Raw genomic sequence first — 15195 nt, 5'->3', positions numbered from 1 at the left:
AAAACGTCGCACCCGGACATTCAGACGCCCGTGGGGGCGAGATCGGCCAGCGCCTCGGCGCTCTGGCGGGCGGCGGCGCGGACCGCGGCCTCGGCCGCCTCGACGCTCAGCGCATGAAAGCGCAGCATGGCGCCCGTGGGGATCTGCGCCAGCCGGCCGAGGTCGGGGGTGATGACCGTGGCGATCTTCGGAAAGCCCCCGGTCGTCTGCCGGTCCGCCATCAGCACGATCGGCCGGCCCGAGGGCGGCACCTGCACCGAGCCCATCAGCGTGCCGTCCGAGGTGATGTCGTGGCCCCGCGCCGCGGGCAACGCCGGGCCCTCGAGCAGCATCGCCATGCGGTCGCGCTGTGCGCTGACGGCATAGGGCGCGCCGAGGAAACGGGCCAGGATCTCGGGCGCGAAGGCGTCGTCCTGCGGCCCGAGAACCACGCGGATCGGGCCGTGACGGGGGCGCAGCGGGCGGGTCAGGCGGCGCGGCAGGGCGCCGGGCTCCGGCCCGAGGGGCAGCGTGTCGCTGGGGCGCAGCGCGCGGCCGTCGAGCCCGCCGATCGCGCTGCGCAGATGGGTGGCGCGGGCGCCCATCACCGGGGGCGTCTCGATCCCGCCCGAAACGGCGAGATAGCCCCAGACCGCGCCGCGCAGGGCGCCGACGGTCAGCTCCTCGCCCGCCCGCAGCCGGGCAGAGCTCCAGGGGGCGAGGGGGCGGCCGCCCGCCTCGGCCCGCATCTCGCCGCCGGTGAGGGCCACCAGCACGTCGCGGCTCGCCCGGAACCGGCCGCCGGTCAGCGCGAATTCGAGTGCCGCCGCCCCGGGCGCGTTGCCGACAAGGGCGTTGGCGGCGGCGAAGGCCGCGCCGTCCATCGGCCCCGAGGCCGAGACGCCAAAGCGCAGGAAGCCGGTGCGGCCGCGGTCCTGCACGGTCATCATCGGCCCGGCGGCGCGGATCTCGAGCGTGCCGGTCATGCGGGTGTCTCCGGGTCGAAGAGAATCTCGCCGCGGCGGGCGCGGGCGGCGAGGGTGTCGAACTCGGCCTCCCCGATCCGGCGCAGGCGCAGCCGGTCGCCCGGGGCCAGCAGGCAGGGGCGGGCGCGGCTGGCATCGAAGAGCCGCAGCGGCGTCTGCCCGATGTAGGACCAGGCACTGGGCGCGGCGACGGAGTTGACGCTCGCCTGCCCGCCGCCGATGCCGAGCGCGCCTTCGGGCACGCGCTGGCGGACCTCGGCCCGGCGCGGGGTGGCGAGCGCCGCGGGCAGGCCCGAGAGATAGGCAAAGCCCGGGGCGAAGCCGATCATCGCGACGCGGTAGGCGGCGCCGAGGTGGAGCGCGATCAGCGCGTCCTCGGCCATCCCTTTCTCGGTGGCGAGGCGGGCGAGGTCGAGGCAGGCGGGGCCGCCATAGAAGACCGGGATGCTGCGCAGCGCGCCCTCGACCGCGCCCGGGCGCAGCGCGGCGATGCGTGGGATCAGGGCCGCGCGCAGCGTCGCAAAGCCCGTCACGCACGGGTCATAGGTCAGCGTCAGAGAACGATAGGTGGGCAGCGCCTCGCGCAGACCGGGCAGAGGGGCGGCCTCGAGATCGGTGGCCAGCGCGAGCGCCAGGGCATTCGCCGCCGCGTCGATGCCCGGCGCGAATTCGACCGTCAACGCCGCATCGCCACAGGGCAGGAAGCGCGGCGCCGGCGGGCTCAGAACCACTGCCCGGGCTCCATCAGCCCGAGGTCCATCAGCTGCTGGCTGTGCCAGGTGAAGGGCACCGAATTGTACCAGCGGAAATCGGCGATGTCATAGGTCGAGCCGGGGTTGAACTTCAGCGCCTTCGCCACCCGGAACGAGGCGATCGCCGCGGTCAGGTTGTGGTGCCAGGGGCAGGAATAGGTGTTGTATTCCTCGTCGTTGAAGGTGTTGTCGCGGCGCAGCTCCAGCCCCGGCCGGGTGCGGAAAAGCGCGATCCGGTCGATCTTGCGCCGCTTCACCGGGATGTGCTCCTCGAAGCGCCAGCGCAGCCCGCCGAAGAAATCGAGCTGACGCTCGCGGGCGTGGCCGGTGGCGGGATCGGGGCGGGCAAGGGCGTAATAGCCCGCCCGGTCGAGCATCGCGTCGCGCAGGTTCACCGCATTCGGGTTCTGCGCAAGGTCGGGGGCGTAGAGGTCGACCACATAGGTCAGCATCGAGCGGCGCCGTTCCTCGGTGTGGAAGGCCAGCAGCTCCTGCACGCTGCGCGTCTCGCAGAACGGGTGGAACAGGTATTCCGCATTGTAGCAGTAATACATCCAGGTATCGGCGGGCGCGGCGGCGATCACCGGGTTCACAGTGTCGGTCAGCGCACCGGGGCGGTGCATGTCGCGCGGGATGCGGTGGATCTTGGCTGCCAGATCCTCGGGCAGCACCAGCCGTTCGGGCGCGAAGACCAGAACCGAGCGGAACCCGGCCTTCAGGTGGTGGCGGATCGTGCTTTCGGCCTCGACCAGATCCTCGACGAGGATCAGGGCCACCGGCCCCTTGGCAAGGGCGGCCGTCCCCTCGGCCAGGAATGCGTCAAGCGAAGCGTAATTCATGCCAGTCCCCGGATTTTGCGCGAGGATCGGGCAAGGGCCGGGGGAATGCAAGACGGGGAATGGCGGGGAAAGCGGCGCGCAGCGGTTGCGGGGCGGGGGGATTCTGCGCTATCGGGCGGGTCTGAAACGCGGGGGATCGCCATGTCGGACGCGCCGAAGAAGCTGCACATCAAGACCTACGGCTGCCAGATGAACGTCTATGACAGCGAGCGCATGGCAGAGGCCATGGGCACGCAGGGCTATGTGCTGACCGACGATCCGGCCGAGGCGGACATGGTGCTGCTGAACACCTGCCACATCCGCGAGAAGGCGGCCGAGAAGGTCTATTCCGACCTCGGCCGGCTGCGCCCGCTCAAGGAGGCGAAGCCCGGGCTGAAGATCGGCGTCGCGGGCTGCGTCGCGCAGGCCGAGGGCGAGGAGATCATGCGCCGGATGCCGCTCGTCGATCTGGTCGTCGGCTCGCAGAACTATCACCGCCTGCCCGAGATGGTCGCCGCCACCGCCCGTGGCGAACGCCCCGTCGACACCGAGTTCCCGGTCGAGGACAAGTTCGACAAGCTGCCCGAACGCCCGGCCACCGGCCGCCCCACAGCCTTCCTGACGGTGCAGGAAGGCTGTGACAAGTTCTGCGCCTTCTGCGTCGTGCCCTATACCCGCGGCGCCGAGGTCTCGCGCCCGGTCGCCCGCATCCTGGCCGAGGCCGGGAAGCTGGTGGCGAAGGGGGTGAAGGAAATCACGCTGCTTGGCCAGAACGTCAACGGCTATCATGGCGAGGGTGCGGACGGGGTCTGGGGCCTTGGCCGGCTGGTGCGCGAACTCGCCCGGATCGAGGGGCTCGAGCGGATCCGCTACACCACCTCGCATCCGAACGACATGGCCGATGACCTGATCGAGGCGCATGGCGCCGAGCCGAAGCTGATGCCCTATCTGCATCTGCCGGTGCAGTCGGGCGCGGACCGGATCCTCAAGCTGATGAACCGCCATCACACCGCGGCGGAATACCTGCGGCTGATCGAGCGCATTCGCGCTGCGCGGCCCGACATCCTGCTCAGCTCGGATTTCATCGCGGGCTTCCCCGGCGAGACCGAGCAGGACCACCGCGACACGCTTGCCCTGATCGAGGAGGTGGGGTTCGGCGCCGCCTTCTCGTTCAAGTATTCGCCGCGCCCGGGCACGCCCGCGGCCGAGCGCGCGGGCGTCGACCCCGAGGTTGCCGACCGGCGCCTGCACGAGCTGCAGGCCCTCATCACCCGGCTGCAGCACGAAAGCCAGGCCGCGATGGTCGGGCGCGAGGTGGGGGTTCTGTTCGAGAAACCGGGCCGGCTGCCGGGGCAATGGGTGGGCAAGTCCGACTACCTGCAGGCGGTGCATGTGACCTCGGAAACGCCGCTGCAGGGGGCTCTCGCGAAAGTGAGAATCACCGCGAGCGGCCCGAACTCGCTGGCGGGCGTTCTGCTCTGATCCGCCCGGCGGGTGGCGGACATCGTTTCCATGATTGCCTGCAGCCCGTCTCAACGGCGGATTTGTTGCGGGAAACCCTACAATATATGGGTTTAATTGCTTTCAAAGCCGCAGGGTTTTGCTATTGTAAGCGCCATATTTGGTTAATGGCCCGCAGGACGGGCCCCATTTGCGATGAGGAGGCGGAAGCGGCGATGATGACTCTCTCCAAGGCCGTGAAACCGGCGATTGCGTCTTTCGGGGCTGCGGCGCTGGCACTGGCCATGATCTCCGGTTCCGCTTCGGCCCAGCAGACCAACGCCGGCCGCGCGGAACGCTATGTCCCGACGATCTGGATCGACCCCGACGGCTGCGAGCACTGGGCGATGGATGACGGGCTCGAAGGCTACATGGACGCGCGCAAGACCCGCGACGGCCGCCCGGTGTGCCACCGCGACGTTTGCGGGGTGCTGCAGACCGATACGCTTTTCGCCACGGACAGCGCGAAGATCACCGCCTCCGGCCGCAACTATCTGGAAAACTTCTTCCGCACCGCGCAGGCGCGCAGCTTCATCATCACCGGCCACACCGACAGCCGCGCCTCGGATGAATACAACATGCAGCTGTCGAAGAACCGCGCCGAGGCCGTGGCGGGCGTTGCCCAGTCGATCGGCGCGCCGGTGCTTGCGGTGAACTGGTATGGCGAGCGCTGGCCGCGGGCCACCAATGCCACCGCCGCCGGCATGGCGCAGAACCGCCGCGTCGAAGTGATCTGCGTGAAGTGAGGAGACGGGACATGAAAGCGATCAAAATCCTCCTGCTCCTCGGTGCCGCGGCCGGGCTTGCCGCCTGCGACGTCGCCGAACCCTCTGACAAGGGCTGGGACCGCAACATCGGCGGCGCCAAGCACCTCAGCCAGCTCAAGGCCGGCGTCTGGATCGACCCGGAAGGCTGCGACCACTGGATCATCGATGACGGCGCCGAGGGCTACATGACCGCCCGCGTCGACGATTACGGCAAGCCGATCTGCTCGGGCGCCGGCCCTGCCTCGACCGCGGTCGGCCCGTTCAAGTCGGGCGGTGAGATCAGCGACCCGGTCCGGCCGTCGAACTATCAGTAAGCATTCGCCTAAAAAACGGGCAAATGAGCCGTGGGGTCCCTCCCACGGCTCATTTCTTTGCAGTTTTGTGAAATTTTCGCGGGCACATGCTGAAAAACAAACCAGCGCTTGCGTGACTCGGGGGGGAGAGGCACCATATCTTTACCAAGCCAGCCAAGGGAGACGTTATTGGGCTTCAGCGCGATCTCACCCCCGCCTCGTTCTCAGGACAGCTTCGAAGCACTCCTGGAGTTTCCGGACAACCGCCTGCTGATCGGGCTGTGCGGCGAGTTCGACCGCAACCTGGCGCAGATCGAGCACAAGCTCTCGGTGCACATCCTGCGGCGCGGCAACCAGCTTGCCATCGTCGGCACCCCAGAGGCGCAGATGCAGGCGACCGGCATCCTGCACCATCTCTATCAGCGCCTCGAACAGGGCAAGGCGGTTGACGCCGGCGAGGTCGATGCGGCGATCCGGATGGCCGATCTCGGCAATGCGGGGATGACGGTGGACGAACAGCTCGAGATGTTCGCGGCGGGCAAATACGAGATCCGCACGCGCAAGAAGCAGGTCGAGCCGCGGACCGAGGCGCAGAAGGCCTATGTGAAGGCGCTGTTCGAGAACGAGCTTGCCTTCGGCATCGGTCCGGCCGGCACCGGCAAGACCTATCTGGCCGTCGCCGTCGGCGTCACCATGCTGATCGGCGGCCATGTCGACAAGATCATCCTCTCCCGTCCCGCCGTCGAGGCGGGCGAGCGTCTCGGCTTCCTGCCGGGCGACATGAAGGAGAAGGTCGATCCCTACATGCAGCCGCTCTATGACGCGCTGAACGACTTCCTGCCGGCGAAGCAGATGCAGAAGCTGATGGAGGAGAAGCGGATCGAGATCGCGCCCTTGGCCTTCATGCGCGGCCGGACGCTGTCGAATGCCTTCGTCGTGCTCGACGAGGCGCAGAACGCGACGACGATGCAGATGAAGATGTTCCTCACCCGTCTCGGGCAGGGAAGCCGCATGGTCATCACCGGCGACCGCAGCCAGATCGACCTGCCGCGCGGCGTGCCCTCGGGCCTGCAGGACGCCGAGCGCATCCTTGATGGCGTGCGCGGGATCTCGTTCAACTACTTCACCGCCTCGGATGTGGTGCGCCACCCCCTTGTGGCGCGGATCATTGACGCCTATGACCGCGACGATGGAGCCGCTGGTTGACATTCTGATCGAAGAGCCACGCTGGGAGGAGATTGACCTCCCGGCGCTGGCAGAGCGTGCCGCGCGCGCCGTTCTGGCCGATCAGCAGATCTCGCCCGACGACTGGGAGATCAGCCTGCTTGGCTGCGACGACGCGCGCATCGCCGTGCTGAACGCCGAGTTCCGCGCGAAACCCACCCCCACCAATGTGCTCAGCTGGCCCGCCGAGGATCTTGCGGCGGAGGCCGAGGGCGAGCGCCCCGAGCCGCCCGAGCCCTTCCTGCCCGGCGAGCGTGACAGCCTTGGCGACATCGCCATCGCCTTCGAGACCTGCGCGCGTGAGGCGGCCGAGGGCGGCAAGACGATGGCCGATCACGTCACGCACCTGATCGTGCATGGCGTTTTGCATCTTCTCGGTTACGATCACGTGCGCGAGGGCGATGCCACCTTGATGGAATCCACGGAAGTGCGCATTCTTGAAAAGATGGGGATCGATGACCCATATTTGGCATGATGCGGCAATTTTCGCCGCGTGATCTGGAAAGGTACGATGGAACACGCCGCTGACGGAGCTCTCTCCGCCAACGCCCCTGCGTCGGATGCCGACGCGGGCGACAGTTCCGAGCCGCACTCGCGCGGCTTACTGGGACGACTCTTCGGGGCGCTTGGCGCCTCCACCCCCGACAACGACAGCGAGGCCCCGGCCACGCCCGAGCCCGAAACCGCGGCGGCCGCCGGCCTGCCGGGCATCGGCAACCTGCGCCGGATGCGGGTGGGCGATGTCGCGATCCCCAAGGTCGAGATCGTCGCGGTGCCGGTGGGCATCACCCGCGACGAGCTGGTGGCGGTGTTCCGCGAGCAGGGCTATTCCCGCCTGCCGGTGTTCAAGGACACGCTCGACACGCCGCTTGGCCTTGTCCACCTGAAGGACCTCGCGCTCGAATACGGCTTTGGTGCCGCCTCGAGCCGGTTCTCGGTGAAGAAGCTGCTGCGCCCGCTCCTCTTCGTGCCGCCCTCGATGCCGATCGGGGTGCTGTTGCAGAAGATGCAGGTGCAGCGCATCCACATGGCGCTGGTGATCGACGAATATGGCGGCGTCGACGGGCTGGTCACGCTCGAGGATCTGATCGAGCAGGTGATCGGCGAAATCGAGGACGAGCATGACGAGGCCGAGGGCGGGTTCTGGAAGCTCGAGAAACCCGGCCAGTGGGTGGTGCTGGCGCGCGCCCCGGTGAAGGATTTCGAGGCCGAGATCGGCATGACCCTCGCCGACCCCGAAGAGGAGCAGGAGATCGACTCGATGGGCGGTCTCGTCTTCATGCAGATCGGCCGGGTGCCGGCGCGCGGCGAGGTGATCAAGGGCGAGAACGGCGTCGAATACGAGATCGTCGATGCCGATCCGCGCCGGATCAAGCGGTTGCGCGTGCGCCTGCCGGGCGTGGCGCCGGCGGAGTGACCCGGACGCGATGAGCCTGCGCTGGCCTGCCTTCCTGCGTGCCCCGTGCCGCCCGTCCTGGCGGGCGCTGGCCCTGGCCGCGCTTCTGGGCGTGGGCGTCGCGGCGGGGCAGGCGCCTTTGGGCGCGTGGTTCGTGGCACTGCCGGCGGCAAGCGGGCTGCTGGCACTCGCCGCCAGTTCGCGCGCGGGTTGGATCGGCTTTGCCGGCGGCTTCGGCTATGCCGCCGCGGCGATGTTCTGGATCGTCGAGCCGTTCATGGTCGAGCCCGAGGTCTATGGCTGGATGGCGCCCTTTGCGCTCGTCTTCATGGCGGCGGGAATGGGTGTCTTCTGGGCGCTTGGCGCGGGGCTTGGCGCGCGGCTCGGCCGTGGCGGGACCGGCCCGCGGGTCGCGGGCATCGCGGTGGGGCTTGTCGCCTCGGATGCGCTGCGCTCCTACGTCTTCACCGGATTTCCCTGGGTGCTCTTCGGGCATCTGTGGATCGGCACGCCGGTCGCGCAGGCGGCGGCTTTCGTCGGCCCGATCGGGCTGAGCCTGTTGACGCTGGCGCTGACCGCTGCGCCCTGGCTGGCGCGGAGCCCGCGCGGGCGGGCCTTGGGGGCGGGCGTCGCGGCCGTGGCGCTTGCGGGCCTTTGGGCCGGCGGCACCGCGCGTCTGGCGGCGCCCGAGGTGCCGCGCGATCCGCCCGTCAATCTGCGCCTCGTGCAGCCGAATGCGCCGCAGGCGCTGAAATGGCTGCCCGAATACCGGCTGCAGTTCTTCTATCGCCATCTCGACCTGACCGCCGAGGAGCCTGCGCCCGGCAAGCCGCGCCCCGATCTGGTGATCTGGCCCGAGACCGCGGTGCCCTTCTTGCTGAACGACCCGGGCGCCGGGCTGAAGATGGTGGCCGAGGCCGCGGGTGGCATTCCCGTCGCGCTTGGCATCCAGCGCGAGGAGGGGCGGCGCTATTACAACAGCCTTGCGGTGATCGGCGCCGACGGCAGCGTCGGGCAGGTCTATGACAAGGTGCACCTCGTGCCCTTCGGCGAATACATGCCGCTTGGCGATCTGGCGGCCGAATTCGGCATCGCCGCCTTCGCGGCGCAGGAAGGCAACGGCTATTCCTCGGGCCCGGGCGAGCGGCTTCTCGACCTTGGCAGGCTCGGCCGGGCCGAGCCGCTGATCTGCTACGAGGCGGTCTTTCCACAAGACATCCGCCGGGTGCCGGCGCGCCCCGACTGGCTGATGCAGGTGACGAACGACGCCTGGTTCGGCGAGCTGTCGGGGCCGTGGCAGCACCTGGCGCAGGCGCGGCTGCGGGCGATCGAGTTCGGCCTGCCGCTGGCGCGGGCCGCCAACACCGGGGTCAGCGCGATGATCGACGCGAAGGGCCGGGTGACGGACGAGCTTGGCATGGGCGTCGAGGGGGTGATCGACGCGGCCCTGCCGCCGGCGCTGCCCGAAACGCTGTACGCCCGCACGGGCGACGGGCCGGTGGTGGCGCTGCTCGCGCTTCTGGCCGGGCTGATTTTCCTTGCGTCACCGAAATGGCGCGTTGACCCCGCCGCCCGCCGGGTCTAGGCAGGCGCATCGAACCGCTCCAACGGCTTCCTGACGGAGCGGGGATTTACCAATGGAGCACTTTCCCATGGCACGACAGAATTACGTGTTCACCTCCGAATCCGTTTCGGAAGGACACCCCGACAAGGTCTGCGACCGCATCTCGGATGCGGTGCTCGATGCGCTGATTGCCGAGGAACCCAACGCCCGCGTCGCCTGCGAGACGTTTGCCACCACCAACCAGGTCGTCGTCGGCGGCGAGGTCGGGCTGTCGGACAAGTCGAAGCTCGCCGAGTTCATGAGCCGCATCGACGGCATCGTGCGCGACTGCGTCAAGGACATCGGCTACGAGCAGGACAAGTTCCACTGGGCGACGCTGAACTTCGCCAATTACCTGCATCCGCAATCGGCCCATATCAGCCAGGGCGTCGACAAGGACGGGGCGGGCGACCAGGGCATCATGTTCGGTTACGCGACCGACGAGACCGCCGAGCTGATGCCGGCGCCGATCCTCTACAGCCATGCGATCCTGCGTCGCCTCGCCGAGGTGCGCAAATCGGGCATCGAGCCGACGCTCGGCCCCGATGCGAAGTCGCAGCTGTCGGTGCGTTACGAGGGCGGCCGCCCGGTCGGCGTGACCTCGATCGTGCTCTCGACCCAGCACAAGTATGAAAGCCAGAGCTCGGCCGACATCCGCGCGATCGTCGAGCCCTATATCCGCGAGGTCCTGCCCGAGGGCTGGATCACCGACAAGACCGAATGGTGGGTGAACCCGACGGGCACCTTCGTGATCGGCGGGCCGGATGGCGATGCGGGGCTGACGGGCCGCAAGATCATCGTCGACACCTATGGCGGCGCGGCGCCGCATGGCGGCGGGGCCTTCTCGGGCAAGGACCCGACCAAGGTCGACCGCTCGGCCGCCTATGCGGCGCGCTACCTCGCCAAGAACGTCGTTGCGGCGGGGCTGGCGAAGAAGTGCCTGATCCAGGTGAGCTATGCGATCGGTGTGGCCAAGCCGCTGTCGATCTATGCCGATACCTATGGCACGGGCGAGGTGCCCGACGAGGAGATCGAGCGCATCGTCGCCCAGTGCATGGACCTGACGCCGCGCGGCATCCGCACCCATCTCGACCTGAACAAGCCGATCTATGCCCGCACCGCGGCCTATGGCCATTTCGGCCGCGCGCCCGAGGCGGATGGCGGCTTCAGCTGGGAAAAGACCGACCTGACCGAGGCGCTGAAGAAGGCGCTCTGATCGGGGCAGAGGGAATGAAGAGGCCGGGCAGGGCGCCCGGCCTTTTTCGTTTTCCGCGGCGCCTGCGGGCGGGGGCTCAGGCCTCGACGACGAATTGCGCCGCGATCACCTGCCAGCCGTCCGCCGCCAGGCCAAGCGTCGCGCACAGGATCGCGCCGATGCGGCCGGCGTCGGTGCCGTCGGCATTGACGATGCCGCTCAGCACGAAGCGCTGCATCAGCACCACCGCCTCGCTGCCGGCCGGGCGGATCTTCGTCTTGCCGGTGACGAGGCGTGCGCGGGCGAAGGCGCCGGCCAGCTCGCCCGCGAACAGCTCGGCGATCTCGGCGCGGCCCTCGGCGAAACCGCCGGTCAGGCTGAGGAAATCGGCATCGGCGGCGAAGAGATCGGCCAGCGCGCGGGCGTCATGCGCCCCCCAGGCAAGGGCGAAGGCGCGCGGCAGCTCGTCGGGACGGGCCAGGCTCATGCGGCATCCTCCGGCCCGGGCACGATCTTGCCGGGGTTGAGCAGCCCCTGCGGATCGAGCGCCGCCTTGAGCTGCCCCATCACCTGCCAGGCCGCGGCATGCTCGGCCGCCATCAGTCCGCGCTTGCCGGCACCGATGCCATGTTCGCCGGTGATCGTGCCGCCCATCTCGAGCGCCATGTGGGCGAGGTCATGCGCGACCTCCTTCGCCTTCGCGAGCTCGCCCGCGTCGTCGCGCCTGAGCAGCAGGATGGCGTGGAAGTTGCCGTCGCCGACATGGCCGAGGATCGGCCCGACGAGGCCCGCCTTCGCGATCATCTCGCGGCCGCGCTCGACCGCCTCGGGCAGGCGCGAGATCGGCACGCAGACATCGGTGATGAGCCCCATGCTGCCCGGCCGCGAGGCAAGGCAGGCAAGATAGGCCTCGTGGCGCATCTTCCACAGCCGGTTGCGGTCCTCGGTGGTGGTCGCCCACTGGAAATCGGCGCCGCCCATCTCGGCCACCACCTCGCCGAAGCGGCGGCTGTCCTCGGCCACGGTGGCGTCCGAGCCGTGGAACTCGATCATCAGATGCGGTTTCTCGGGCAGGTGGGTGCCGTTGATCGCGTTGAAGATCCGCGCCACCTCCTCGTCGACGAATTCGATGCGCGCCATCGGGATGCCCATCTGGATCGTCGTCTGCACCGTCTCGACCGCGGCCTCGAGCGTGTCGAAGGCGCACACGGCGGACGAGATCGCCTCGGGCTGGCCATGCAGGCGCAGCGTGAGTTCGGTGATCAGCCCGAGCGTGCCCTCGGCCCCGAGGAAGAGCGCGGTGAGGTCATAGCCCGAGGCCGATTTCGCCGCGCCGGACCCCGTGCGGATCACCCGCCCGTCGGCCAGAACCACCTCGAGCGCGGCGACATTGTCGCGCATCGTGCCATAGCGCACCGTGGTCGTGCCCGAGGCGCGGGTCGAGGCCATGCCGCCGAGCGTCGCATTCGCGCCCGGATCGACCGGGAAGAAGAGGCCCGTCGCACGCAGCTCGGTGTTCAGCTCCTCGCGGGTCAGGCCGGGCTGGATCCGCACCAGCCGGTCCTCGGCGGACAGATCGACGATGCGGTTCATCCGGGTGAAGTCGACGCAGATGCCGCCCTTCAGCGCCAGCGCATGGCCCTCGAGCGAGGTGCCCGCGCCCCAGCCGGTGACCGGCACGCCCTCGGCCGCGCAGATCTTCATCAGCGCCGCGACCTCTTCGGTCGTCTCGGGATAGACCACCGCATCGGGCGGGGTCAGCGGGAACCAGGCCTCGGAATGGCCATGCGCCTCGCGCTCGGGCCGGGTTTGCGTGAACCGCGTGCCAAACAGCGCCTCAAGCGCCGTGATCGCCGCTGCGAGTGCCATCTTCACCTCCGCGAAATCCAAATCCGGCCCCGTCTTATGACGTTGCGACGCCCGAAGAAAGAGGCGGGGAAAAATCATGCGCGGCAGACCGCTCTTTGTCCCCGATCAAGGTTTGCGTCATCTTCGCGCGCTAGAAGCGGGCCGGAAATGCCGCGGCGCAGCGTTGCGGTTGCAGAAACTCCGGTCTCCGCACACAGTCGGGACTGGCGAACAGATCGAAAGGAACGCGCGATGATTCTGGAAAGCCGGATGTGGGACGAGCTGCAACCGGGCACGAGCGCCGAGCTGCGCCGCCTGTGCACCGCCGATGATTTCTACGTCTTTGCCGCCGCTTCGGGAAATTACAACCCGCTGCACCTGGCGGCCGAGGACGGCGACGGCGACGGCAAGCGCGAGGCGGTGGCGCCCGGCATGTTCGTGGCCTCGCTGATCTCGGCGGTGCTGGGCAATTTCCTGCCCGGCCCCGGCACGCTTTACAAGACCCAGACCCTGACCTTCCATTCCCGGGTGACGGAGGGCGAGGAACTGATCTCGCGCGTCACCGTCACCGCGAAGGACCCCGACGGCAGCATCACGCTGCGCACCGAGGTGCGCCGGGTGGGCGATGACGCGCTGGTGGTCGAGGGCGAGGCGACGGTGCAGGCGCCGCCCGCCAAGCTGCGCTTCGAGGAGATCGAGGTGCCCGGCCTGATCGTGCAGCGCCACCGCCATTTCCAGGCGCTGCTCGAGGTGGCCGAGGGGCTGCCAGAGCTTGACACGGCCGTCGTCTGCCCGGTCGAGGAACATGCCCTTGATGGCGCGCTGATCTCGGCCGAGCGCAAGCTGATCCGGCCGATCCTGATCGGCAACGGCGCCAAGATGGCGCGCGCGGCGGCAAGCCTTGGCAAGTCGCTCGATGCCTACGAGGTTATCGACGTTCCGACCGATGCGGCGGCGGCGCGGCTCGCTGTCGATCTGGTGAACCAGGGCCGGGCGAATGCGATCATGAAGGGGCATCTGCACACCGACGACCTGTTGCACCCGATGCTCGACAAGGCGACGGGGCTGCGCATCGGGCGCCGCTTCACCCATGTCTTCGTGATGGACGTCCCCGGCGTGGCCCATCCGCTGCTGGTCACCGATGCGGCGATCAACATCGCGCCCGATCTCGCGACCAAGGTCGACATCGTGCAGAACGCCATCGACCTTGCGATCTCGCTGGGCATCGAGGTGCCGAAGGTCGGCGTGCTGTCGGCGGTCGAGACGGTGAACCCGGCGATCCCCTCCTCGATCGATGCGGCGCTGCTGTCGAAGATGGCCGAGCGCGGCCAGATCAAGGGCGGCGTCGTGGACGGGCCGCTCGCCATGGACAATGCCGTCGACATTGGCGCGGCGCGCACCAAGGGGTTGCGCGGCGCGGTCGCGGGCCATGCCGAGGTGCTGGTGGTGCCGGGCATCGACTCGGGCAACATGCTGGCCAAGCAGCTCGCCTATATCAGCCATGCCGAAGGGGCGGGGCTGGTGCTGGGCGCCAAGGTGCCGGTGATCCTGAACTCGCGGTCTGACAGTGCGATGGCGCGGCTGGCCTCGGCGGCGGTCGCGGCCATTCACCACAACCGGGTGAAGGGGGCGGCGAAATGACCACGCGCGCGATCCTGACCGTCAACTCGGGCTCCTCCTCGCTCAAGCTCGGGCTCTTCACCGAGGAGCTCGAGACCCTCGCCATGTGCCACGTCGACCGCATCGGCCGGCGCGAGGCGGCGATGAAGATCCGCGACGCGGCGGGGCGCAACCTGCCGATGCCGGAGCATGCGCCGACCGCCTTCCGCACCAACGGGGCCGCGCTGCGCACCGCGCTCGAGGTGTTCCAGGCCGACTTCCCGGGGCTCGAGGTGATCGCCGTCGGCCACCGTGTGGTGCATGGCGGCGTGAACCACGCCGAGCCGCTGCGCCTGACCGAGGCGACGATGAAGGAGCTTGCCCGCCTCGCGCCCTTCGCGCCGCTGCATCAGCCGCACAACCTTGCCGGTGTGCGTGCGGCCGTCGACACCTTCCCGGGCGTGCCGAACATCGCCTGTTTCGACACCGCCTTCCACCGCGAGCATCCCTTCGTCAACGACACCTACGCACTGCCGCGGCGCTATTACGAGAAGGGCGTGCGGCGCTATGGCTTCCACGGGCTGAGCTATGACTACATCACCGGCGAGCTGGCCCGCACCGAGCCTGCGCTGCACAAGGGCCGGGTGGTGGTGGCGCATCTGGGCTCCGGCGCCTCGATGTGCGGCATGAAGGGCGGCCATCCGATCGACACCACGATGGGGTTCTCGGCGCTCGACGGGCTGCCGATGGGCACCCGCACCGGGCAGATCGACCCGGGCGTGCTGCTCTATCTGATGGACACCGACGGGCTCGACAGCCACGGGCTGTCCGAGCTGCTTTACAAGGAATCCGGCCTGCAGGGGCTGTCGGGGGTGTCGAACGACATGCGCACGCTCGAAAGCTCGGACGATCCGCATGCGCAGGAGGCGATCGACTATTTCTGCTTCCGCATCCGGCGTGAACTCGGCGGCATCGCGGCGGCGCTTGGCGGCATCGACGGGCTCGTCTTCTGTGGCGGCATCGGCGAGAATTCGGCCAATGTCCGCGCCCAGGTCTGCGAGGGGATGGAGTGGCTGGGCATCACCCTCGATGCCGAGAAGAACGTCACCCATGCGCGCGAGATCTCGACCGGCAAGACCCGGGTTCTGGTGATCCCGACGAACGAGGAAATCGTCATCGCCCGCGCCGCGGCGCATGTGCTGGAAACGCTCTGAGCGCACGGGCCCGGAAACCGG

Annotated in this window: 15 protein-coding genes and 1 riboswitch; of the genes, 10 read left to right on the top strand and 5 right to left on the bottom strand. The window is 68.8% G+C overall.

Annotated elements, in window-relative coordinates:
* Window positions 1–20: 20 nt before the first annotated feature.
* The 3 genes from AC0QTQ_RS11755 to AC0QTQ_RS11745 are packed head-to-tail and all read right to left on the bottom strand — an operon-like array spanning window position 21 to window position 2556.
* On the bottom strand, window positions 21–965 hold the full coding sequence (locus AC0QTQ_RS11755; protein ID WP_480256733.1) for a 5-oxoprolinase subunit C family protein: 945 nt from the start codon (window positions 963–965) through the stop codon (window positions 21–23).
* Window positions 962–1696 carry a 5-oxoprolinase subunit B family protein gene (locus tag AC0QTQ_RS11750; RefSeq protein ID WP_480256732.1) on the bottom strand — a complete coding sequence of 245 codons (735 nt, stop codon included), beginning with the start codon at window positions 1694–1696 and terminating at the stop codon, window positions 962–964. The genes AC0QTQ_RS11755 and AC0QTQ_RS11750 overlap by 4 nt, the downstream gene beginning before the upstream one ends.
* Window positions 1687–2556: a glycosyltransferase family protein gene (locus tag AC0QTQ_RS11745; protein ID WP_480256731.1), complete on the bottom strand. Its 870-nt coding sequence runs from the start codon at window positions 2554–2556 to the stop codon at window positions 1687–1689. Before AC0QTQ_RS11745 ends, AC0QTQ_RS11750 begins: the two co-directional genes overlap by 10 nt.
* 141 nt (window positions 2557–2697) lie before the next feature.
* On the opposite strand from AC0QTQ_RS11745, the gene miaB reads away from it, so the two are divergent.
* The 8 genes from miaB (at window position 2698) to metK (ending at window position 10534) form a co-directional block, all read left to right on the top strand.
* Window positions 2698–4017 (top strand): tRNA (N6-isopentenyl adenosine(37)-C2)-methylthiotransferase MiaB, encoded by a 1320-nt coding sequence (gene miaB / locus AC0QTQ_RS11740; protein WP_480256730.1) that lies wholly within the window; start codon window positions 2698–2700, stop codon window positions 4015–4017.
* Between the two features lie 197 nt (window positions 4018–4214).
* Window positions 4215–4781, top strand: a complete 567-nt coding sequence (locus AC0QTQ_RS11735; RefSeq protein WP_480259223.1) for an OmpA family protein — start codon at window positions 4215–4217, stop codon at window positions 4779–4781.
* 11 nt (window positions 4782–4792) lie between these two features.
* Window positions 4793–5116: a hypothetical protein gene (locus tag AC0QTQ_RS11730; protein WP_480256729.1), complete on the top strand. Its 324-nt coding sequence runs from the start codon at window positions 4793–4795 to the stop codon at window positions 5114–5116.
* A 168-nt stretch (window positions 5117–5284) separates the two neighbouring features.
* Complete coding sequence (locus tag AC0QTQ_RS11725; RefSeq protein WP_164880104.1) at window positions 5285–6301, top strand: PhoH family protein; 1017 nt, start codon at window positions 5285–5287, stop codon at window positions 6299–6301.
* Window positions 6285–6794, top strand: coding sequence for an rRNA maturation RNase YbeY (gene ybeY, locus AC0QTQ_RS11720; RefSeq protein WP_480256728.1), 510 nt, complete (start codon window positions 6285–6287; stop codon window positions 6792–6794). The genes AC0QTQ_RS11725 and ybeY overlap by 17 nt, the downstream gene beginning before the upstream one ends.
* A 36-nt stretch (window positions 6795–6830) precedes the next feature.
* A complete protein-coding gene (locus AC0QTQ_RS11715; protein WP_480256727.1) occupies window positions 6831–7736 on the top strand; it encodes a hemolysin family protein in 906 nt (301 codons plus the stop codon).
* Between the two features lie 10 nt (window positions 7737–7746).
* Window positions 7747–9300, top strand: coding sequence for an apolipoprotein N-acyltransferase (gene lnt, locus AC0QTQ_RS11710; RefSeq protein WP_480256726.1), 1554 nt, complete (start codon window positions 7747–7749; stop codon window positions 9298–9300).
* An 11-nt stretch (window positions 9301–9311) separates the two neighbouring features.
* Window positions 9312–9360: riboswitch (SAM-SAH riboswitch) on the top strand.
* 7 nt (window positions 9361–9367) lie between these two features.
* On the top strand, window positions 9368–10534 hold the full coding sequence (gene metK, locus AC0QTQ_RS11705; protein ID WP_480259222.1) for a methionine adenosyltransferase: 1167 nt from the start codon (window positions 9368–9370) through the stop codon (window positions 10532–10534).
* A gap of 76 nt (window positions 10535–10610) precedes the next feature.
* Here the strand turns inward: metK and AC0QTQ_RS11700 are convergent, their stop codons facing one another.
* A complete protein-coding gene (locus AC0QTQ_RS11700; RefSeq protein WP_121534767.1) occupies window positions 10611–11000 on the bottom strand; it encodes an SgcJ/EcaC family oxidoreductase in 390 nt (129 codons plus the stop codon).
* Window positions 10997–12382 (bottom strand): FAD-binding oxidoreductase, encoded by a 1386-nt coding sequence (locus AC0QTQ_RS11695; RefSeq protein ID WP_480256725.1) that lies wholly within the window; start codon window positions 12380–12382, stop codon window positions 10997–10999. Before AC0QTQ_RS11695 ends, AC0QTQ_RS11700 begins: the two co-directional genes overlap by 4 nt.
* Window positions 12383–12613: 231 nt before the next feature.
* Between AC0QTQ_RS11695 and AC0QTQ_RS11690 the strand changes: the two genes are divergently transcribed.
* Both AC0QTQ_RS11690 and AC0QTQ_RS11685 read left to right on the top strand, forming a co-directional pair.
* Window positions 12614–14002, top strand: a complete 1389-nt coding sequence (locus AC0QTQ_RS11690) for a bifunctional enoyl-CoA hydratase/phosphate acetyltransferase (protein WP_480256724.1) — start codon at window positions 12614–12616, stop codon at window positions 14000–14002.
* On the top strand, window positions 13999–15174 hold the full coding sequence (locus AC0QTQ_RS11685) for an acetate/propionate family kinase (RefSeq protein WP_480256723.1): 1176 nt from the start codon (window positions 13999–14001) through the stop codon (window positions 15172–15174). Before AC0QTQ_RS11690 ends, AC0QTQ_RS11685 begins: the two co-directional genes overlap by 4 nt.
* Window positions 15175–15195: the final 21 nt, after the last annotated feature.

Source organism: Paenirhodobacter sp. YD-8 (assembly GCF_056590935.1).
Note: the sequence above shows the minus strand (reverse complement) of the source record. Positions and strands in the feature narration are given on the sequence as shown.

What these genes read in the sequence shown, in the direction of transcription:
- AC0QTQ_RS11745 (WP_480256731.1), bottom strand. Translation starts at nt 2,556, where the DNA reads ATGAATTACGCTTCGCTTGACGCATTCCTGGCCGAGGGGACGGCCGCC.
- ybeY (WP_480256728.1), top strand. Translation starts at nt 6,285, where the DNA reads ATGGAGCCGCTGGTTGACATTCTGATCGAAGAGCCACGCTGGGAGGAG.
- AC0QTQ_RS11700 (WP_121534767.1), bottom strand. Translation starts at nt 11,000, where the DNA reads ATGAGCCTGGCCCGTCCCGACGAGCTGCCGCGCGCCTTCGCCCTTGCC.
- AC0QTQ_RS11690 (WP_480256724.1), top strand. Translation starts at nt 12,614, where the DNA reads ATGATTCTGGAAAGCCGGATGTGGGACGAGCTGCAACCGGGCACGAGC.
- AC0QTQ_RS11755 (WP_480256733.1), bottom strand. Translation starts at nt 965, where the DNA reads ATGACCGGCACGCTCGAGATCCGCGCCGCCGGGCCGATGATGACCGTG.
- AC0QTQ_RS11730 (WP_480256729.1), top strand. Translation starts at nt 4,793, where the DNA reads ATGAAAGCGATCAAAATCCTCCTGCTCCTCGGTGCCGCGGCCGGGCTT.
- AC0QTQ_RS11695 (WP_480256725.1), bottom strand. Translation starts at nt 12,382, where the DNA reads ATGGCACTCGCAGCGGCGATCACGGCGCTTGAGGCGCTGTTTGGCACG.
- AC0QTQ_RS11715 (WP_480256727.1), top strand. Translation starts at nt 6,831, where the DNA reads ATGGAACACGCCGCTGACGGAGCTCTCTCCGCCAACGCCCCTGCGTCG.
- AC0QTQ_RS11685 (WP_480256723.1), top strand. Translation starts at nt 13,999, where the DNA reads ATGACCACGCGCGCGATCCTGACCGTCAACTCGGGCTCCTCCTCGCTC.
- metK (WP_480259222.1), top strand. Translation starts at nt 9,368, where the DNA reads ATGGCACGACAGAATTACGTGTTCACCTCCGAATCCGTTTCGGAAGGA.
- miaB (WP_480256730.1), top strand. Translation starts at nt 2,698, where the DNA reads ATGTCGGACGCGCCGAAGAAGCTGCACATCAAGACCTACGGCTGCCAG.
- AC0QTQ_RS11735 (WP_480259223.1), top strand. Translation starts at nt 4,215, where the DNA reads ATGACTCTCTCCAAGGCCGTGAAACCGGCGATTGCGTCTTTCGGGGCT.
- lnt (WP_480256726.1), top strand. Translation starts at nt 7,747, where the DNA reads ATGAGCCTGCGCTGGCCTGCCTTCCTGCGTGCCCCGTGCCGCCCGTCC.